Annotated in this window: 18 protein-coding genes and 1 tRNA gene; 6 read left to right on the top strand and 13 right to left on the bottom strand. The window is 67.6% G+C overall.

Features of this window, described 5'->3' with window-relative positions:
- Positions 1–67 precede the first annotated feature (67 nt).
- The gene (locus FGL91_RS13835) at positions 68–676 is read left to right on the top strand and encodes a TetR/AcrR family transcriptional regulator (RefSeq protein WP_131490998.1); all 609 of its coding nucleotides are present in this window, start codon (positions 68–70) and stop codon (positions 674–676) included.
- Here FGL91_RS13835 and FGL91_RS13830 read toward each other — a convergent pair.
- Genes FGL91_RS13830 through pdhA form a run of 3 tightly spaced genes read right to left on the bottom strand, consistent with a single transcriptional unit; the run spans position 669 to position 4,152 of the window.
- Complete coding sequence (locus FGL91_RS13830; protein WP_153244108.1) at positions 669–2,027, bottom strand: dihydrolipoamide acetyltransferase family protein; 1,359 nt, start codon at positions 2,025–2,027, stop codon at positions 669–671. The genes FGL91_RS13835 and FGL91_RS13830 overlap by 8 nt on opposite strands.
- A complete protein-coding gene (locus FGL91_RS13825) occupies positions 2,024–3,034 on the bottom strand; it encodes an alpha-ketoacid dehydrogenase subunit beta (protein ID WP_131490996.1) in 1,011 nt (336 codons plus the stop codon). The genes FGL91_RS13830 and FGL91_RS13825 overlap by 4 nt, the downstream gene beginning before the upstream one ends.
- A 2-nt stretch (positions 3,035–3,036) precedes the next feature.
- The gene (pdhA, locus tag FGL91_RS13820) at positions 3,037–4,152 is read right to left on the bottom strand and encodes a pyruvate dehydrogenase (acetyl-transferring) E1 component subunit alpha (RefSeq protein ID WP_153244746.1); all 1,116 of its coding nucleotides are present in this window, start codon (positions 4,150–4,152) and stop codon (positions 3,037–3,039) included.
- A 171-nt stretch (positions 4,153–4,323) separates the two neighbouring features.
- Here pdhA and FGL91_RS13815 point away from each other — a divergent pair, with 171 nt between their 5' ends.
- A complete protein-coding gene (locus tag FGL91_RS13815; RefSeq protein WP_028501915.1) occupies positions 4,324–4,797 on the top strand; it encodes an Lrp/AsnC family transcriptional regulator in 474 nt (157 codons plus the stop codon).
- On the opposite strand, the gene FGL91_RS13810 is transcribed toward FGL91_RS13815, so the two are convergent.
- Positions 4,769–5,668, bottom strand: coding sequence for an alpha/beta fold hydrolase (locus FGL91_RS13810; RefSeq protein WP_153244107.1), 900 nt, complete (start codon positions 5,666–5,668; stop codon positions 4,769–4,771). The two genes, FGL91_RS13815 and FGL91_RS13810, sit on opposite strands and share 29 nt — an antisense overlap.
- 121 nt (positions 5,669–5,789) lie before the next feature.
- Between FGL91_RS13810 and FGL91_RS13805 the strand changes: the two genes are divergently transcribed.
- Together FGL91_RS13805 and FGL91_RS13800 are read left to right on the top strand one after the other, a co-directional pair.
- The gene (locus FGL91_RS13805) at positions 5,790–6,704 is read left to right on the top strand and encodes a helix-turn-helix transcriptional regulator (RefSeq protein ID WP_153244106.1); all 915 of its coding nucleotides are present in this window, start codon (positions 5,790–5,792) and stop codon (positions 6,702–6,704) included.
- 174 nt (positions 6,705–6,878) lie between these two features.
- Positions 6,879–7,196, top strand: coding sequence for a hypothetical protein (locus tag FGL91_RS13800; RefSeq protein ID WP_153244105.1), 318 nt, complete (start codon positions 6,879–6,881; stop codon positions 7,194–7,196).
- 42 nt (positions 7,197–7,238) lie between these two features.
- On the opposite strand, the gene FGL91_RS13795 is transcribed toward FGL91_RS13800, so the two are convergent.
- The 3 genes from FGL91_RS13795 to FGL91_RS13785 form a co-directional block, all read right to left on the bottom strand.
- Complete coding sequence (locus tag FGL91_RS13795) at positions 7,239–7,499, bottom strand: DUF6458 family protein (RefSeq protein WP_153244104.1); 261 nt, start codon at positions 7,497–7,499, stop codon at positions 7,239–7,241.
- Between the two features lie 148 nt (positions 7,500–7,647).
- Positions 7,648–7,721: transfer RNA gene (locus tag FGL91_RS13790), tRNA-Ile, on the bottom strand.
- Positions 7,722–7,762: 41 nt separating this feature from the next.
- Entirely contained in the window at positions 7,763–8,299 is a 537-nt protein-coding gene (locus FGL91_RS13785) for a gamma carbonic anhydrase family protein (RefSeq protein ID WP_153244103.1), read from the bottom strand.
- Positions 8,300–8,429: 130 nt separating this feature from the next.
- On the opposite strand from FGL91_RS13785, the gene FGL91_RS13780 reads away from it, so the two are divergent.
- Positions 8,430–8,915, top strand: coding sequence for a Dps family protein (locus FGL91_RS13780; protein WP_047519653.1), 486 nt, complete (start codon positions 8,430–8,432; stop codon positions 8,913–8,915).
- Between the two features lie 66 nt (positions 8,916–8,981).
- Here FGL91_RS13780 and FGL91_RS13775 read toward each other — a convergent pair whose 3' ends face one another.
- The 6 genes from FGL91_RS13775 to FGL91_RS13750 all read right to left on the bottom strand — a co-directional run bounded on the left by FGL91_RS13775 (position 8,982) and on the right by FGL91_RS13750 (position 15,447).
- Positions 8,982–10,478: an amidohydrolase gene (locus FGL91_RS13775; RefSeq protein ID WP_153244102.1), complete on the bottom strand. Its 1,497-nt coding sequence runs from the start codon at positions 10,476–10,478 to the stop codon at positions 8,982–8,984.
- Complete coding sequence (locus tag FGL91_RS13770) at positions 10,475–11,116, bottom strand: FMN-binding negative transcriptional regulator (protein WP_153244101.1); 642 nt, start codon at positions 11,114–11,116, stop codon at positions 10,475–10,477. Before FGL91_RS13770 ends, FGL91_RS13775 begins: the two co-directional genes overlap by 4 nt.
- 40 nt (positions 11,117–11,156) lie before the next feature.
- Positions 11,157–12,641 carry an alanine/glycine:cation symporter family protein gene (locus FGL91_RS13765; protein WP_047519659.1) on the bottom strand — a complete coding sequence of 495 codons (1,485 nt, stop codon included), beginning with the start codon at positions 12,639–12,641 and terminating at the stop codon, positions 11,157–11,159.
- 97 nt (positions 12,642–12,738) lie between these two features.
- The gene (locus FGL91_RS13760; RefSeq protein WP_153244100.1) at positions 12,739–13,737 is read right to left on the bottom strand and encodes an Fpg/Nei family DNA glycosylase; all 999 of its coding nucleotides are present in this window, start codon (positions 13,735–13,737) and stop codon (positions 12,739–12,741) included.
- A 1-nt stretch (position 13,738) separates the two neighbouring features.
- Positions 13,739–14,224, bottom strand: a complete 486-nt coding sequence (locus FGL91_RS13755) for a ribose-5-phosphate isomerase (protein ID WP_153244099.1) — start codon at positions 14,222–14,224, stop codon at positions 13,739–13,741.
- Positions 14,225–14,262: 38 nt separating this feature from the next.
- Complete coding sequence (locus FGL91_RS13750) at positions 14,263–15,447, bottom strand: ferrochelatase (protein ID WP_131490987.1); 1,185 nt, start codon at positions 15,445–15,447, stop codon at positions 14,263–14,265.
- Between the two features lie 146 nt (positions 15,448–15,593).
- On the opposite strand from FGL91_RS13750, the gene pepN reads away from it, so the two are divergent.
- Positions 15,594–18,146 (top strand): aminopeptidase N, encoded by a 2,553-nt coding sequence (gene pepN, locus FGL91_RS13745; protein ID WP_153244098.1) that lies wholly within the window; start codon positions 15,594–15,596, stop codon positions 18,144–18,146.
- Positions 18,147–18,230: the final 84 nt, after the last annotated feature.

Here is an 18,230-nt window from a genome sequence, read left to right as displayed (position 1 = left end):
CGCGGTGCATGCACTTTCGGTTAGTGTTCACTAACCCGTTGCTTCAGGTTAGCGAGGATTAACTGAGATGACAAGCCCGGTCACCGCCCGAGACCGCGCCAAGGCCGAACGGTCCGATGCGATCCTGCACGCCGCCGCACGACTCTTCGCCGCGCGCGGGTACAGCGGCGTGAGCCTGGAGGACATCGGCGCAGCCGTCGGCGTCTCCGGTCCCGCCGTCTACCGCCACTTCGCGGGGAAGCAAGCCCTGCTGGGCGCTGTGCTCGTCAAGGTCAGCGAAGACCTCATCCGAGGGGGTCAGCGCGTCGCCGAGGAAGCTCCGACCGCCGATGAGCGGATGCGCGCGTTGATCCGCTTCCACGTCGACTTCGCTCTGGGCAACGCCGAGGTCATCCAGGTGCAGGATCGTGACCTGGCCTATCTGAGCGACTCCGACCGCGCCGATGTCCGCCGATTGCAGCGCTCCTACATCGAGCTCTGGATGTCGGCGCTGTCGCCGTTGCACGCGGCTGCCGAGGGCGGGGTCGACCAAGACGAACTGCGCCTCCGTGTCCAGGCGTGTTTCGGACTCATCAACTCCACCCCTCACAGCACGCGCGCCGCTGCCAGGCAGCGCTCCGCCACCGCGACCGTGCTGGTCGCGATGGCGGAGGCCGCTCTGCGCGCGACTACCTGAGGAGCATCGCTCTTCCCGGTTCCTCGAGGATGTCGGCGACGTCCTTGAGGAACCGCGCTCCTTCCGCGCCGTCCACCAAGCGGTGGTCGAACGAGAGGCTGAGCGTCATGAGGTCACGAAGCGCGATCTCGCCGCGGTGCTCCCATGGCTGTCGCCGAACAGCACCGATCGCCAGGATCCCGGACTGCCCCGGCGGAAGGATGGGAGTGCCTGCATCGACTCCGAAGACGCCGATGTTCGAGATCGAGAACGTGCCGCCCGCGAGCTCGGCGGGCGATGTCTTTCCCGCGCGCGCGACCTCGGCCAGCGACTTCACCGCATCCGCCAGGCCGAGCAGCGTGAGCTGTTCCGCGTCCCTGATCATCGGGACGATGAGGCCTCGATCCGTCGCGGCGGCGATCCCGAGGTCCACGTAGTTGTGCTGGACGATCTCGCCGGCAGCCTCATCCCACCGGGAGTTCAGACCAGGAGTGCGCCCCAGCGCGAGGCAGACCGCCTTCGCCACGACGGTCAGCGGGCCGATGCGGTGCTCGGCGAGCGAACGGTCTTCGCGGAGACGGGCGAGGAGTTCCATCGTCCCGGTCACGTCGACCGTGTGGAAGACGGTGACGTGCGGCGCCGTGAACGCGCTCTGCACCATCGCCGCAGCCGTGTGTCTGCGCACACCGCGGATCGGGATGCGCGTCTCGCGCTGTTCGTCGCCGAGAGCTGCGGCACTGGACGGCACGGTCGATCCGCTCACCGCGTCTTCCTCGCCCCCTGTCCCCACGGCGCCGACCCGCTCCGCATAGGCGTCGACGTCCGCGCGGGTGACGACGCGGTCGCCCACCTCGGCGGCGACGAGCACCAGATCGATCCCGAGACGTTTCGCATGGGCGCGCACCGGTGGTGTCGATCGCGGCCGCTCGATCGGGGCCTCGACGGCGGCGGACGAGGTGGCATCATGCGGCGCCGCCTCGAGGACCGCCGTGTCGACCGCAGTCGCGGTGACGCCGACTCGCCGAGCACGTCGCGCTGGACGTCCCGCAGACGTGGGTGCCGCTCCATAACCGACGAGGTTGGGCTGGGCCTTCTCCCCCGATGCGGCGGCCGGAGTCGGCCCGCTCTCGTCGCCGACCACGTCGAAGTCGATCAGGGGTGCTCCGACGGCGACGGTCTCGCCGGCCTCGGCGTGGAGCGTCGCCACCGTTCCGGCATAGGGAGAGGGAAGTTCCACGATCGCTTTCGCGGTCTCGACCTCGGCAAGCGTCTGGTTGAGCGTGACCGTGTCGCCGGGAGAGACCAGCCAGGACACCACTTCGGCCTCGGTGAGCCCTTCCCCGAGATCGGGAAGGCGGAACTCGGCGTTCATGCGTCTGCTCCCGTCAAGCTGTTCGGCCGATCCAGCACGCGATCGACCGCGTCGAGCAGGCGATCGAGGTCGGGCAGGTGGTATTTCTCGAGCTTCGCCGGCGGATACGGGATGTCGTGTCCGGTGACGCGCAGCGGCGCCGACTCGAGGTATTCGAAGCAGCGCTCGGTGATGCTGGCGATCACCTCGGCCGCGACGCCGGCCTCGCGGGAGGCCTCGTGTGCAACGACGACTCGTCCGGTCTTCCGTACGGAGGCGGCGACCGAGTCGTAATCGACCGGCGAGAGCGAGCGCAGGTCGATGACTTCCAGGGAGATGCCCTCGTCTTCCGCAGCCTCGGCAGCCTGGAGCGCGGTCGACACCATGGCTCCGTACGTGATGAGCGTTGCGTCCGTGCCGGCGCGGACGACACGCGCCAATCCCATCGGAGGTGCGTCGGCGAGGGGTGCGTCGAGGTCGACCTCTCCCTTGTGGTGGTAGAGCCGCTTCGGCTCGAAGAAGATCACGGGATCATCCGAGGCGATCGCCTGCCGCAGGCTGCGGTACGCGTCCTCGGGATTCGAGACCGCGATCACGCGCAATCCGGCGGTGTGGACGAAGTACGCTTCCGGAGACTCGGAGTGATGCTCCGCCGCACCGATGCCTCCAGCCCACGGGATCCGGATGGTGATGGGCATCTTGACGCGCCCTTGCGTGCGGTAGTGCAGCTTCGCGACCTGCGCCACGATCTGATCGAAGGCCGGATAGACGAAGCCGTCGAACTGGATCTCGACCACCGGTCGGTAGCCGCGGAATGCGAGCCCGACCGCTGTACCGACGATGCCGGACTCCGCCAGCGGGGTGTCGATCACGCGCGCGGCGCCGAACTCGTCCAGGAGCCCATCGGTGATGCGGAACACCCCACCGAGCTTGCCGATGTCCTCGCCGAGGAGAACGACCTTGTCGTCGTCGCGCATCGCCTGGCGGAGTCCTGCGCCGAGGGCCTTTCCGAGCGTGAGTTCGGTCATGCTCAGACCTCGCCTTCGAAGGTCGCGAGGTACGCCGCGTACTCGTCGCGCTGGCGCTCGAGCCCGGTGTGCGGATCGGCGTAGACCCCATCGAACACGGCCAGCGGCGGGCGCGTCACCATGTTCAGGCACGCCGCCCGCATCTCCGACGCGATGACGTCGGCGGCCGCCTGAGTCTCGGCGAGATCCTCGTCCGTCAGGTCTCCGGTGGCGCGCAGGTGTGCCTCCAGCCGCGCGATCGGATCGCGGCGGCGCCACGACTCGAGTTCGTCCTGGTCGCGGTAACGCGTCGGATCGTCGGCCGTCGTGTGCGGACCCATGCGGTACGTGACCGCCTCGATGTAGGCCGGCCCCTTGCCGGAGCGCGCGTGATCGAGCGCCCAGCGCATGGCCGCCATGCAGGCGAGGACATCGTTTCCGTCGACGCGGACGCTGGGGATGCCGAACCCCGGCGCCCGCCCGGCGATCGGATATTGGGACTGCACCGCAACCGGCTCCGAGATGGCCCAGTGGTTGTTCTGGCAGACGAAGACGACCGGTGCCTGGTAGGACGCGGCGAAGATCATCGCCTCGTTCACATCGCCCTGGCTGGTCGCGCCGTCTCCGAAGTACGTCACCGCGACTTCGTCGGCACCGTCGTGCTGAATGCCCAGGGCGTAACCGACCGCGTGAAGCGTCTGCGCGCCGATGATGATCTGCAACGGAGCAACGCCGAGTGCAGCGGGGTCGTAGGCTGCCCCCTCTTCACCGCGCCACATGCGCACGTAGTCGCCGGGCTCTGCGCCGCGCGCGTAGATGACGCCGGTCTCCCGGTAGCTGGGGAACACGAAGTCGTCCTTCGCGATCGCCCGGGCAGTACCGATCTGCGTGGCCTCCTGGCCTTGGCAGGGAGCCCAGAGACCGAGCTGCCCCTGCCGCTGGAGCGCCACGCCTTCGGCATCGATCCGGCGGAGGATGACCATGTCGCGGAGCAGGGAGCGCAGCTGTTCGGCATCGACGTCCGAGACGAACGGGTCCAACCGAGGGTTCGAGACACGGCTTCCGTCCGGGGCCAAGATGCGCTCGGAGAGCTCCAGGTCCTGGGCGGTGTCTGCGATGGGGGTGATCTGCGGTGACATCATCGTCCTCCTCGTCCTCGGCGGCCCTCGTGAGGCTCCGCGCGGTGATGCCGGCGTCATCACCGGCATGGTCCGAGAGTACGTCTGCTGAACACCTCGCTCAAGCATTCGAACCCCGCTTGAGCATGTTGCTCAATTTGCGTCGGGGCTGTGCTGCTAAGGTTTGGCACTATGCCAGGACTGGACCGTATCGATCTCGAACTCCTCGCTGCTCTCGCCGACGACCCGAGGACGACGATCGTGGCGTTGGCGGAGAATCTGGGGCTGTCACGCAACACGATCCAGGCGCGGATGGCGCGGTTGGAGCAGAGCGGGATCTTCCTCTCCTACGAGCGGTCCTTCTCCCCCGACGTCCTGGGCTTCCCGCTTCAGGCGTTCGTCAGCATCGGCGTGCGACAAACGGAACTCCCCCGCATCATCAACGAACTGGCCCGGATCCCCGAGGTCGTCCAGGCGCACGGACTGAGCGGGTCGATCGATCTGCTCGCGCGGGTCGCATGCCGCGATGCACGCCATCTCTTCGACACCGACGCCCGCATCCTGTCGATCGAGGGGGTGGAACGCACCGAGACGTCGCTCGCGATGGGCGAGGTCATCCCGTTCCGCGTCGCGGGCCTCATCGGCCTCGCACGACGGGAATCCTGAGGAAGCGACGCACCGCACCCGCCGCTTCGGCAGGCGTCTCGTAGTGGATGAGATGGCCGACGTGAGCGATCTCGACCAATTCGGCATCCCGGAAGGTCTTCGCCAGCTTCCGCTCGGCCTCGATCGGGGTGATGTCGTCGCGCTCCGCAGCCACGAGCAGGGTCGGGACATCGATCTCGGGCGCGAACTCCCGGACGTCGTGCGAGACGCTCGCGACGAAGGCGTCGCGCAGCACGTCGCGGTCTGAGAAGCGCGAGAAGTAGGTGTCGTGCTGGTCGTGGATGAACCGGCGCAGCGCGGGATCCTTCGTCTTCGCCATCGTGATGCTCATCACCCGGACGATGACGCGGTTGCGCAGCAGCGCGGTTCCGAGCCGCTCCGGAAGACGGGCACCGAGCGCGTAGTAGAGCACGGCAAGGCGCGTCATCAGACCTTTGGGGCCTTCCAGCGCCGGAGCACCGATCGGGTTCAGCAGGATCAGCCGTGGGGTGCCCAGACCTCGCGCGACGGCCGCTGCCGTCACGATCGAACCGAACGAGTGCCCGAGGATCACGGCACCCGGCGCCACCGCGGACGCGAAGTCCGTGAGCCAACCGGCGTACTCGTCCAGGTCGTGCCGCCGCCCGGGCAACGGTGCCGACTCGCCGAAACCGGGGAGGTCAGGGGCGATCACACGCACTTCGGGAAGGTAGGCCAACACCGGTTCGAGGCCGTGGTGCTCGCCGCGGAAGCCGTGCACGGCGATGACGGTGGTCTCAGCATCCTCGGGCCCGTACACCCAGTACGCGGTCATCGCACCCCGCACCTCGACCTCGTGTCGCTGCACGGGGAGGCGACGCAGGCGGTCTGCATACGGGGAAGGCACGGTCATGATCCGAGTCTACGAGCCGACATGCGTCTGCCCGACCCGGAAACGATCAGACACGGTGCTATACGCTCCTGGTGATGTGCTGCCGAGTGGGATCGCAGCGCGAGGAACAAGGAGCACGGCCATGCAGTTCACATCCACCGACATCGCACAGGTGGAGTCCACGTGGCACCAGTTCGTCCCCTCGTCGTCGCTGCAGAACGCCGACCCTCGCCACTTCCGCTTCGACTGGCATTCCGAAACCCTCGACAGCGTCGCCGTCGTGAACTACCGACTCGCCGCACAGATCCACTCCCTCGCCGAACCGCAGGACCAGTTGCTGGTGTGCCGTGTCGACGCACCCGACGCCAGAGTCTGGTCCGCTCGCCACTCGCTCGACCCGGGGCGACCGTGGATCTCGGACGGCACCCGCGTCGAGGCGAGATGGGATCGCGCTGCACGAGTCCGCGCGTTCGTCGTCGATCGCGCCGCCGCGGAGACCCGCGCTGCGCAGATCACGGGGGTCGACGGACGAAAGCTGCGCACCACGGGATTCGCTCCCCCCTCCGCCGTCGCCGCGCAGCGCTGGGAGAGGGCTTTCTCCTATGTCGAGGGAGTCCTCGACGACGACGCCGCAGAGCCGCTCCTGATCGCCGAGCTCGAACGACACGTCCTGATGATGACCCTCGCCACCTTCCCGACGACGTTCTCCGAGTATCTCGATCGCCCGGCCCAGCGCGCCGCGGCACCGGCAGCCGTCCGGAGGGCGCTCGCGTACATCGACGAGAACGCGCATCGTGCGATCACCATCGACGATGTCGCCGCGGCGTCGTTCATCTCGACGAGGGGCCTGCAGTACGCATTCCGTCGGGCTCTCGACATCACTCCTGCGGAAGCGCTGCGTCGCGCACGCCTCGACGGCGCCCGGCGTGATCTCCACGCGGGCAACGGTCGCTCCGTCACGGAGATCTCCCGTCGCTGGGGCTTCAGCAACTCCTCGCGGTTCAGTGCCGCCTACCGAGAGGTGTACGGCAACACACCGTCGCTCACGGGACCGTGACACGGGGCGAACAATCTTTTCGTATCCGACGGCGAGTCGATCTCCCGCCCCCGTCGCTTCGCCGCCGTGTGGTTAGAGTTCAAGTACCCGGAGCACCCTCCCGGTCTGTCGCGCACACCGTCGAGGAGTCCCCATGATCCAGATCCGCTCTGACGTCGTAGCCTCCGCCCGCTGATGGGCAGTCTCTACTACGGCGACGCCCAGACTCCGATCCAGATCGACGACCGCGCGCTCGCGCACCTGAAGGTCGTCATCGCGACCAAACTCCGCCGCAACGAGAGCTTCACCCTCTCGTGGCGACACCCGGAAGGGGATGCACCCGGACGCTCGACCCTGTGGCTGCACCCCTCGATCCCGCTCCGGTTCGTGTTCCAGGAGCCCGAGTCCCCGGAACTGAGCCGGAAGTGGATCGAAGACCTCGCTCACTCCGCCAGCTCCAGTGGAGGGATCCTCCTCGTGGAGGAGCACCTCGAGAGCGGCTCTGCCGACTGACGGTCCCGGATGGCTCGACCACCCGGAACCGCCAGTCCACCCTCAGACCGCCTCGTCGCCACTCGAACTGACGGAGCGGCGAGTGGTCGGTTCCCCGGTCGCAGGGTCGACGAACGTGCGTGAGACGGTCTCGGTCCGACGACGACGGGCGAGGAGGATGATTCCGATCAGGAATATGACGACTCCGGCGCCCATGAGGATGTATCCGACCATGTCGAGGTCGACCCATTGGATGTCGACGTTCACCGCGAAGACGAGGATTGCTCCGATCACGAAGAGCGCGATTCCGCTGCCGATGCTCATGGTTTCTCCCGTTCTGCGACGCGATGCCGCTCCGTCGAAGAATGGCGTGGCAGAGTCACGCGCGGGAGGGGCTTGACAGCGGCGGATCGGCCCGGGCGCGCCCGTGTTCGTCTCACGAACGCAGGTAGCTCGCCTCGGGAGCGAAGAGTAGGGCGGGCGGGACTTGAACCCGCGATCGTTGGGTTATGAGCCCACTGCCTTAACCAGCTTGGCCACCGCCCCTTACGCACCTCAGCCTATCGTTCGGCGAGGTCACGCAGAGGTCACACAGAGGTCGCTGCGGAGTGCGTCTGCGAGTGCCCCAGATAGACGTCGGCATTGCTGATCAGGCCTGCACGCTCCTCCTCGCTGAGCGCACGGCGGACCTTCGCAGGCACACCGGCCACCAGTGAGCCCGCGGGGACCTCCGTCCCACCCAGGACGACCGCGCCGCCGGCGATCAAGCACCCCTCACCGATCACCGCACCACTGAGGATCACCGCCCCCATGCCGACGAGCGATCCATCGCCGATCGTGCAGCCGTGCACCACGGCATTGTGTCCGATCGACACCTTCGTACCGACGATGACCGGGTGTCCTCCGTCCACATGGACGGAGACGTTGTCCTGCACGTTCGACCCCGGGCCGATGACGATCTCCGCCGAATCGCCACGGAGCACGGCGTTGTACCAGACGCTGGATCCTGCAGCGAGCGAGACGTCTCCGATGATGCGCGCCCCCGCGGCGACGAATGCCGTGGAATCGACCGACGGCGCGCTGTTCGGCAGGGCGAGGAGGGAGGCTTCCACGGCGATGGTCATGAGGCGAGACTACCCTCAGATCCGCGGAATGACAGGGAAGTGAGCCGAGCCTCAGCTTGCTTGCGGAATGTCTGAGCCTGAGTAGCGTTGTCTTCATCAGGTAAGAGAACCGTTCCAGGAGGAGCACAGGATGAGCAAGGCACAGACCGTTTCCACCACCGCCATCGACCCGACCGTGGCTGCGGGGGCGGCCCAGTTCCTCTCCCCCGTCGTCCTCGGCCTCCAGGCCCTGACCGTCAACGGCAAGCAGGCCCACTGGCACGTCCGCGGCGCGAACTTCGTCGGCGTCCACGAGCTGCTGGACACCATCGTCGCCCACGCCGGTGACTTCGCCGACACCGCCGCCGAGCGGATCGTGGCCCTGGGTCTTCCGATCGACGCCCGTGTGAGCGCCGTCGCCGACAAGGCGGGAGCCACCTCGGTTCCGGCGGGCTTCACGCAGTCCGACGAGCTGATCCGTGCGGTCATCTCCGACATCGATGCGATCCTCGTCGATGTCAAGGCCGCCGTCGAAGGCCTCGACGAGGTCGACCTCACGAGCCAGGACGTCGCGATCGAGATCCAGCGCGGCCTCGAGAAGGACCGCTGGTTCCTTCTCTCGCACATCGCCGCCTGACCCGTCATCCCGAAGGGCCGGTCCTCCGTCATCGGAGGGCCGGCCCTTTCGGCGTTCGACTTCGGACTATCCGAAATGGGTGACGTTTCCCGCCAGCAGGGTCGCGCTGATCGGCATCCGCCGCAGCATGTCGCCGCTCGCCGTGAGCGGATCCGCACCGCACACGACGATGTCCGCCGGCTCGCCGGGGCGCAGCGCGGTCCGAACACTCGCATCGATGGCCTGCTCGACACCGAGCCGCTCCTCGGGGTGCCAGGGCGCGCGGTCATCGTCCGTGCGGGAGACGGCCGCGGAGATCGCATGCCAGGGATCGAGAGCCGCTACCGGCGCGTCCGAGCCGAACCGCAGCTCCGCCCCGGCCGCGTGCAGCGAGGCGAGCGGATATCCGATCGCCGTCTGCTCAGCCCAATGCCGCTCCACCAGATCCCGGTCATCGACCGCATGCTGCGGCTGGAGGCTGGCGATCACGCCGAGGCGCGCGAACCGCGCCAGGTCCGCGTGACGGACCAACTGCACGTGTTCGATGGAACCGACAGCCCCGGTCGTCGTGAAGGCATCCAGGGCGTTGGTGATGGCACGATCGCCGATGGCGTGCACGGCGACAGCCAATCCCGCCCCCGTCGCACGTGTCAGCAGGGAGACCAGCTGCTCGGCCGGCACGGTCAGCATCCCGAAGTTGTCGGGATCACCGGGATAGGGGTGCGAGCACGCAGCTGTGCGCGTACCCAGCGAGCCGTCGGTGATCATCTTCAAAGATCCGACATGCACGAGCCCACGCCCGCGTTCGGGGACGTTGACATCCTCACGGACGTCACCGGTACGGAGGCCGGCCTCGATGGCCCGATCGAGGTCGAAGGGATAGACGGCGAACTCGACGCGATGGGAGGCGAATCCGTTCCGAACTCGGCGAGGCCACGCCTCCGCGCCCCACGCCATGTCGAAGTCGACGAGTCCGGTGACGCCCCGAGAGGCCGCCTGCCGTCCCGCACGCTCCATCGCCTGATCGCCGTGCTCGGCCTCAACGGCGTTGAGGCGTCGGGAGATCTCGAACGCCTCCGTCTCCCGGAGCATCCCATCGGCACTCCGGAAGCCCTCCCGGGCCAAGGCCGCGCTGTTCAGCCACACGCTGTGGACGTCGGCATTGATGAGATATGTCGGCACCGCGCCGGTCTCGGCATCGAGGACTTCCTGCGTCGGCCGATCGGGCCACAGGGCATCACGGAAGCCGGTCCCCACACGGCGGCCGTCCGCCAGCGGTACGACATCGCGCATCGCCCGCGCCGCCTCGACAGCCGACCGGGCGTGTCCGAGCGGTTCCCGCTCCGACGTCAACGCCCATTGAACGGTGTGGACGTGGTTGTCCCACAGACCCGGCAACGTCCATGCGCCTTCGACATCGATGACCGTTCCCCCCGCACGCAAGGCTCCGGTCGGCGCGATGTCGACGATGCGCCCGTCGGCGATGTGGATGTCGACCGGTTCATCGTCGATCAGGAACTCGCGCCCCGGACCCGCGATCCGCGCGGCTCGGACGGTGCTGATCGCGGTTCCACGTTCGGTCACTGCGCTCCTCCGCGGCGTGCGTCCTGCGCGCGCCGCATCTCCGCGGCCAGAGCCGGGTTCGAGTAGGGCCCCTCCGCGTCGAGCGCGGCGATCACCGTCTCGATGGTCTCCGGAGGCTTGTTCTGGCTGAGCTTCCGCTTCGCGACGACGCGTGTCGGCACGAGCCGGAAGCCCACCGTTCCCGCGGCGAGACGTTCCACGAAAGCGGCGTCGTTCGGCCGCTCCCACATCAGCCTCGGGTCCGGCATGCGTGACTCGAATCGAGCGACCAGGCGATCGAGCACCCTGAGATTCTCCTCGGCATCGAGGATCTCGGGAACGCCTTCGAGGTGGACGGCCGTGTAGTTCCACGTGGGAACCGCCGGCACATCGCCGTACCACCCCGGTGACACGTATCCGTGCGGCCCTTGGAAGACGACGAGCAGCTCACGCTCCCCCATGCCGTGGATGAGATCGTCCGGCCGTCCGACATGCCCGACGATCGTCAAGTCATCGCGCCCCTCGTCGAGGAGCACCGCATAGTGGGAAGCGACGAGTCCGCCCTCACCCGCGCTCATGATCGTGGCCCACGGATGGGCGTCGATCACACGGCGGATCTCGTCGACATCCGCCAGGGTGAAGCTGGGGTTCTGTCGCATGCCAATAGCCTAGAGCCGCGACATCGAGCCACTCGCCGCGTCAGCGTCGACGGCGCCCGACCACAGGGATCGCCTGCGTCTTCCACTCCTCCCACCCCGGAGTACCGGCCATGAAGGCATCGATCTGCGCGCGATCCGCGCGCAGCTTCGGATCGTTGTCGAGGTACTTCTTGGTCTCCCTCGCCACCAGGCCGGAGAGGAGCAGGAGACCGATCAGGTTGGGCAGCGCCATCAGGCCGTTCATCGCGTCCGAGAAGGCCCACACGACGCCGAGCTGCACGGTGCACCCGATGAACACGACGAGCGAGAAGATGATCCGGAAGGGCATGACGGCACGTCGGCCGATGAGTCGCTCGACGTTGCGCTCTCCGTAATAGGACCATCCCAGGATGGTCGAGCCGGCGAACATCACCAGCCCCAGCGTCACGATGATGTGTCCCCAGTCCCCGGGGAGTCCGTGGGAGAACGCCGCCCCGGTCATGAGAGCGGGACTCAGCTGCTCGCCCGTCTCAGGGTCGATCTCCTTCCACGTGCCGGTCGAGATGATGACCAGACCGGTGCACGTGACGACGATGATCGTGTCGATGAACGTCTGCGTCATCGACACGAGACCCTGCCGCACCGGGTGGCTGGTCTTCGCGGCCGCCGCGGCGATCGCCGCGGATCCCATTCCGGACTCGTTCGAGAAGATGCCGCGTGCGACACCGAACTGTACGGCGATGATGATCGCGGACCCCGCGAAGCCGCCCACAGCGCTGGTGCCGGTGAACGCCTCGGAGAAGATCTGGGCGAACGCGGCAGGGATCGCCCCCACGTTCGCGATGAGGATGTAGAGGGCGCCGAGCACGTAGAAGATGATCATGATCGGCACCAGGCCTGCCGTCACACGCCCGATGGACTTGATACCGCCCACCAGGACCACCAGGGCGAACGCGGTGAGGACGATGCCCGTCACCCAGGTCGGCACGTCGAAACTCGCCTGGAGGTTCTGCGCGATCGAGTTGCCCTGCGTCATGTTGCCGATGCCGAAGCAGGCGATCACCGCGAACACGGCGAAGGAGAGCGCCAGGACCTTGCCGAAGGGACCCCGGATGCCGCGCTCGAGGTAGTACTGGGGCCCACCGGACTTCTCCCCCGCGTCGTCGGTCTTGCGGAAGCGCACGCCGAGGAACGCCTCGGAGTACTTCGACGCCATGCCGAGCAGCCCGGTGATCCACATCCAGAAGAGAGCGCCAGGACCGCCGATGCCGATCGCCGTCGCGACGCCGACGATGTTCCCCGTGCCGACCGTGGCGGCGAGGGCGGTCGTGAGGGCCTGGAACTGGGAGATGTCCCCATCGGCGCCGGGGTCGTTGCGCGTGAAGAGTCCGAGTCGCAGCGCCGAGCCGAGCCGGACGAACTGCAGGCCTCCCAATCGGATGGTGAGATACAGACCCGTGCCCAGCAGCAACGGGATGAGGAAGAACGGTCCCCAGATGAATCCGCTCACGGTCTCGAGAACTGTCTGGAGGTTGGTGAGATCCATGTCGGCTCCTGTCGGTGTCGGCGTATTCGACGCTGTCACCATATTCACAGGAAGCAGACCGGAGCGGACCCCCACCCGCGTGTCCGGGGAACCGACCTCACGCCTGGCAGCGCGGGCACCAGAAGAGCTTGCGCGCGCCGATCTCCTCGAGAGCGATCTCGGTACCGCAGATCCGGCAGGGAAGCCCCGCCCGGTGGTACACCCAGTGCCGATCGTCGCGGTTGGCCATCGCCGCCCGGTAGTCCTCGCCGGTGAGACCGTCCATGGTCATCATCTGCCCGGTCTCGACGCCGATGGCGAGCAGACGCACCCAGTCGTGCCAGAGCGCCCGGACGATCTCCTCCGGAACGTCTCGCCCCGGCGTGTGCGGATTCAACCGCTGACGATAGAGCATCTCGGCACGGTAGACGTTGCCGATACCGCTCACGACCGACTGGTCCATCAGCAGCAGCGCGATGACCGTCGACTTCTTCCGCACGGCACGAACGAAACGCTCCTCGTTCTCCACCGGATCGCCGACCAGCGGGTCGGGACCGAGCTTCGCGATCGTGGCGAGCATCTCTTCGGGCGACTGCAGCACGCAGGCGGTCGGTCCGCGCAGGTCCGCGGCGGTGATGTCCGTCATGAGGCGCAGACGCACCTGCCCGACGACCGGAGGCGGCCATTCCAGCCCCTCGTCCGCGAGCCCCTTGGTCTGCTCCGACATGCGCACGTGGACCCGCGTGCGACGAGGTGCTCCGATCGACGCCAGCGAGTTCTCCCCCGCGTCGTCCAGGATCGGTTCATCCAGGACGGTTCCCCGCTGGTTCGTCTGCCCCATCCGACCGTTCGCCGACGCGATGGTCGGGTCGACGAGGATCTCGCCCGCGAAGTCCCAGGCCCCGTAGAGACCGAGGTGCACCCGTAGCCAGATGTCCCCCTCCGCCTCCAGGAACATCTGCTTCCCGACGGCCTGCACGCTCACCGCCGCCCGCCCGTCGAGGACCGCGGCTCCTTCGGCGAATCGTCCCTGCGGGCTCGATGCACTCAGCGTCTTGCCGACGAAATTCCGATCGAACTGCCGCGCGATCCGGTGGACGGAATGCCCCTCGGGCATGTCAGGCCCGGGGGTCCGGGAGAAGCGAGCCGTCGCGCTCGAAGTCCGCGATCTGACCGATGCGACGGACATGGCGCTCGTCACCGGAGAACGGCGTCTCGATGAACCGGTCGATGAACGACGTGACCTCCTCGTAGGAGTGCTGCCGCGCACCGATCGAGATCACGTTGGCGTCGTTGTGCTCCCGGGCGAGCTCCGCGGTCGACAGATTCCACACGAGGGCCGCGCGGATTCCACCGACCTTGTTCGCAGCGATCTGCTCCCCGTTCCCGGAGCCGCCGAACACCACGCCGAGCGCCTCGACACCCGCACGCTGATCGGCGACGACCGCCTGCGCGGCGCGGATGCAGAATGCCGGGTAGTCGTCGACGGCGTCGTACTCGATCGGCCCGTGATCGACGACCTCATGGCCCGCAGCGCGCAGATGATCCTGGAGCTGGGTGGAGAAGTCGAGGCCCGCGTGGTCGGTGGCGATGTGGATGCGCATGGCTCCCATCCTAGAAGTGCCGGATCGCGATCGGGATGTCAGGGAACGAGGCCTGCGGCTGCCGGCTTGAAGCCCGCGCGCACGTTCTCGCAGCAGCCGGGACGGCACACGTCGAACGCTCCGGGAAGCGACGTCACGTGGGGTCGGTCCTCGTTGGGACGGCCCTGAAGACGCTCCTCGATCAGGTCGACGATGCCCGCGACGAAGGCAGGTGACACACCCGGGGTGGGAGTGCGGGTGAACGACAGACCCGCTTCCTCCGCGGCTTCGGCCGCCTCGGTGTCGAGGTCCCAGAGGACCTCCATGTGATCGCTCATGAAGCCGACGGGGACCACCGCGACGGCTTTGCGCCCGCGGCTCGGCAGCTCGGCGATGACGTCGCACACATCGGGCTCGAGCCACGGCTGCGAGGCGGGCCCGGACCGCGACTGGTACACGAGCTCCCACGACACGTCCTCCGCACCGGGTACGGTCCGGCGGACGCGGTCCATCACCCAGGCGGCCACGGCGAGGTGCTGCGCGGCGTAGGCGCCGCCCTCACCCCACTCGATGTCGCGGGCTCCGGAGCGTTCCGCGTCGGCCGTCGGGATGCTGTGGGTCGAGAACAGGATCTGGATGTCGGTGGCCGCGACGCCCTCGGCGAGGAAACCCTCGACCGCATCGCGCACTCCGGTCTCGAAGGCCTCGACGAAGCCCGGGTGATCGTAGAACGGACGGATCTTGTCGATCGTGACCGTCTCTCCCAGACCCGTCTCCTCCAGCACGCGGGCGAAGTCCTCGCGGTACTGGCGGCAGCTGGAGAAGGAGCTGTAGGCGCTCGTCGCGAAGGCGAGCAGGGAGTTGTGTCCGTTGACGGAGGCTTCGCTCACAACCTCCTCGAGATACGGAGCCCAGTTCCGGTTGCCCCAGTAGACCGGGAGATCGATGCCGCGCTCGACGAGGGCCTTCTGGAGAGCCTCCTTGAGCACGCGGTTCTGCCCGTTGATCGGGCTCACTCCACCGAAATGACGGTAGTGGTGCGCGACCTCTTCGAGCCGCTCGTCGGGGATGCCCCTTCCCCGGGTCACATTCCGCAGGAACGGGATCACGTCCTCCTGCCCTTCGGGCCCCCCGAACCCCGCGAGGAGGATCGCGTCATAGGCCACGGGCGTGGTCACGTACGGTGCACCACCGGCGGCACCGGGCGAGGCAAAGGGAACAGCATTCGGCTCGATCGCAGTCACGACTCCATCCTTTCACCTCCGCCGCGTAGGAGCGTCCACCTCGATGCGGGTGGACATTCGCCGCTCTGGCGTAGGCTGTCATGGTTGCCGTCGGCGCCAACTGCGCCAAGCCCCGGTGACATCCCCTCACCCCTGGGAGTACAGCTGTGCCTGGAGAGAACCTCACCCGTATCGAAGCGCAGGAGCGCCGCGACGTCATCGACACGCAGTCCTATGAAGTCGCCCTCGATCTGACAAAGGGCGCCGAGGTCTTCGGCTCTCGCAGTGTCGTGCGCTTCACCGCGACGCCCGAGAGCTTCACCTTCATCGATCTCATCGCCCGGGATGTGCGCGAGATCTCCCTCAACGGCGAGCAGCTCGACCCGAGCGAGGTCTTCGCCGACTCCCGCATCACGCTCACGGGGCTCCAGGCGGAGAACGTCCTCGTGGTCGATGCCGATTGCCTCTACACGAACACCGGGGAGGGTCTGCACCGCTTCGTCGATCCCGTCGACGGCGAGGTCTACCTCTACTCGCAGTTCGAGGTCCCCGATTCACGTCGTGTGTTCGCGGTCTTCGAGCAGCCCGACCTCAAGGCGACCTTCCAGTTCACCGTCACCGCTCCGGCGGCGTGGAAGGTCATCTCCAACTCCCCCACGCCGGAAGCCATCGTGCACGACGACGACGTCACCGCGACCTGGGGCTTCGAGCCGACCCCCCGGATCTCGTCCTACATCACCGCCCTCGTCGCCGGGCCGTACGAGTCGACCTTCTCGGAGCTCACGAGTGCGTCCGGCCGCGTCATCCCGCTGGGCGTGTACGGCCGCAAGAGCCTGTGGCAGCATCTCGACGCCGACTACATCTTCGACAAGACCCGCGAGGGCTTCGCCTACTTCGAATCGAAGTTCGGCGTCCCGTACCCGTTCGCCAAGTACGACCAGCTGTTCGTGCCGGAGTTCAACGCCGGCGCGATGGAGAACGCGGGAGCGGTCACGTTCACCGAGACCTACGTGTTCCGCAGCAAGGTGACCGACGCCGTCAAGGAGCGCCGGGTCGTCACGATCCTCCACGAACTCGCGCACATGTGGTTCGGGGACCTCGTCACCATGAAGTGGTGGAACGACCTCTGGCTCAACGAGTCCTTCGCCGAATGGGCCTCGACCATCGCGACGGCCGAGGCCACCGAGTGGACCGAGGCATGGACGACATTCAACGCCATGGAGAAGACCTGGGCGTACCGCCAGGACCAGCTTCCTTCGACGCACCCGATCGTCGCCGAGATCAACGACCTGGAAGACGTGCAGGTCAACTTCGACGGCATCACCTACGCCAAGGGCGGCTCCGTCCTCAAGCAGCTCGCCGCCTGGGTGGGCATCGAGGCCTTCTTTGCCGGGGTATCCCAGTACTTCCAGAAGCACTCCTGGGGCAACACCGAGCTGAGCGACCTGCTATCGGAGCTCGAAGCCACGAGCGGCCGCGACCTGAGCACGTGGTCGAAGAAGTGGCTCGAGACCGCCGGCGTCAACACGCTCGAGCCGGTCATCGCCGAGGGTGACGACGGCACGATCTCGCGCTTCGCCATCACCCAGACCGCGCCCGCGGACTACCCGACGATCCGTCCTCACCGCCTCGGTATCGGCTTCTACACGCTGACCGACGGCTCGCTCACCCGCACGCATCACCTCGAGGTCGATGTCGACGGGGACCGCACCGAAGTGCCCGAGTTGCACGGCCTCGCCCGACCGGACCTCGTCCTCCTGAACGACAACGACCTCGCTTACGCGAAGATCCGTCTCGACGAGAAGTCGCTCGCGACGGCGATCGCGCACCTGGCGGACATCCACGACCCCCTCGCACGTTCGCTCGTGTGGGGTGCCGCCTGGGACCAGACCCGCGACGCCGAGACCGGTGCATCGGAGTACATCGACCTCGTGCTCGGCAACATCGGCCGCGAGACCGAGTCGACCACCGTGCGCACCACGCTCGCTCAGCTCCGCTCCGCCGCGACGCTGTACGTCGCGCCCGCTGATCGCGAGGCTGCCCGCCTCAAGGTCGCCGACGGCCTGTGGAGCCTCGCAGAGGCAGCGGAGCCCGGCAGCGACAGTCAGCTGCAGTTCGTCACCGCGTTCGCGAACGCCCTGGTCACCCCGGAGCACGCAGGCATCGTCGGACGACTGCGATCCGGAGAGGACACCCTGCCCGGATTGGAGGTCGACGCCGACCTGAACTGGCAGCTCCTCGTCGGCCTCGCCACGATCGGTGCCACGGATGCCGCGACGATCGATGCCGCCCTCGCTTCGGACAACACGGCCAAGGGCGGAGAGTTCGCCGCGCAGGCACGCGCTTCCCTTCCCGACTCGGCGTCCAAGAAGGCGGCGTGGGCATCGCTGATCGAGCGTGACGACGCTCCGAACACGATCGTCCGCTCTGCGGCGCTCGGGTTCACGCATCCGGCAGGTACGGCGGTGCTCGCCGAGTTCGTCCCCGCGTACTTCGACATGCTGCTTCCGGTGTGGGAGTCGCGCAGCTATCAGATCGCGCAGTACCTGATCGTCGGACTCTTCCCGACGGCGCTGGCCGATATCGCGCTACGCGACGCGACCCGCGCCTGGCTGTCCGCCCACCAGGACGCGGCGCCGGCGCTCCGCCGACTCGTGCTCGAGAACCTGGCGGATGTGGAGCGCGCGCTGGCCGCGCAGGCGCGCGACGCCGAGGACTGATCCCCGACGCATCTGAAACGGAGACCATCCGTCCTGCACTCGGCGTGTCCCTCACCGACACGGCGACAGGGGGACGGATGGTCT

The organism is Microbacterium sp. CBA3102 (genome assembly GCF_007954505.1).
GTDB lineage: Bacteria > Actinomycetota > Actinomycetes > Actinomycetales > Microbacteriaceae > Microbacterium > Microbacterium aurugineum.
This window is presented reverse-complemented; position numbering and strand designations above follow the sequence as displayed.

What these genes read in the sequence shown, in the direction of transcription:
- FGL91_RS13795 (WP_153244104.1), bottom strand. Translation starts at nt 7,499, where the DNA reads ATGAGCATCGGCAGCGGAATCGCGCTCTTCGTGATCGGAGCAATCCTC.
- FGL91_RS13760 (WP_153244100.1), bottom strand. Translation starts at nt 13,737, where the DNA reads ATGCCCGAGGGGCATTCCGTCCACCGGATCGCGCGGCAGTTCGATCGG.
- FGL91_RS13755 (WP_153244099.1), bottom strand. Translation starts at nt 14,224, where the DNA reads ATGCGCATCCACATCGCCACCGACCACGCGGGCCTCGACTTCTCCACC.
- FGL91_RS13785 (WP_153244103.1), bottom strand. Translation starts at nt 8,299, where the DNA reads ATGACCATCGCCGTGGAAGCCTCCCTCCTCGCCCTGCCGAACAGCGCG.
- FGL91_RS13765 (WP_047519659.1), bottom strand. Translation starts at nt 12,641, where the DNA reads ATGGATCTCACCAACCTCCAGACAGTTCTCGAGACCGTGAGCGGATTC.
- FGL91_RS13815 (WP_028501915.1), top strand. Translation starts at nt 4,324, where the DNA reads ATGCCAGGACTGGACCGTATCGATCTCGAACTCCTCGCTGCTCTCGCC.
- FGL91_RS13830 (WP_153244108.1), bottom strand. Translation starts at nt 2,027, where the DNA reads ATGAACGCCGAGTTCCGCCTTCCCGATCTCGGGGAAGGGCTCACCGAG.
- FGL91_RS13805 (WP_153244106.1), top strand. Translation starts at nt 5,790, where the DNA reads ATGCAGTTCACATCCACCGACATCGCACAGGTGGAGTCCACGTGGCAC.
- FGL91_RS13810 (WP_153244107.1), bottom strand. Translation starts at nt 5,668, where the DNA reads ATGACCGTGCCTTCCCCGTATGCAGACCGCCTGCGTCGCCTCCCCGTG.
- FGL91_RS13780 (WP_047519653.1), top strand. Translation starts at nt 8,430, where the DNA reads ATGAGCAAGGCACAGACCGTTTCCACCACCGCCATCGACCCGACCGTG.
- FGL91_RS13825 (WP_131490996.1), bottom strand. Translation starts at nt 3,034, where the DNA reads ATGACCGAACTCACGCTCGGAAAGGCCCTCGGCGCAGGACTCCGCCAG.
- FGL91_RS13835 (WP_131490998.1), top strand. Translation starts at nt 68, where the DNA reads ATGACAAGCCCGGTCACCGCCCGAGACCGCGCCAAGGCCGAACGGTCC.
- FGL91_RS13800 (WP_153244105.1), top strand. Translation starts at nt 6,879, where the DNA reads ATGGGCAGTCTCTACTACGGCGACGCCCAGACTCCGATCCAGATCGAC.
- FGL91_RS13770 (WP_153244101.1), bottom strand. Translation starts at nt 11,116, where the DNA reads ATGCGACAGAACCCCAGCTTCACCCTGGCGGATGTCGACGAGATCCGC.
- pdhA (WP_153244746.1), bottom strand. Translation starts at nt 4,152, where the DNA reads ATGTCACCGCAGATCACCCCCATCGCAGACACCGCCCAGGACCTGGAG.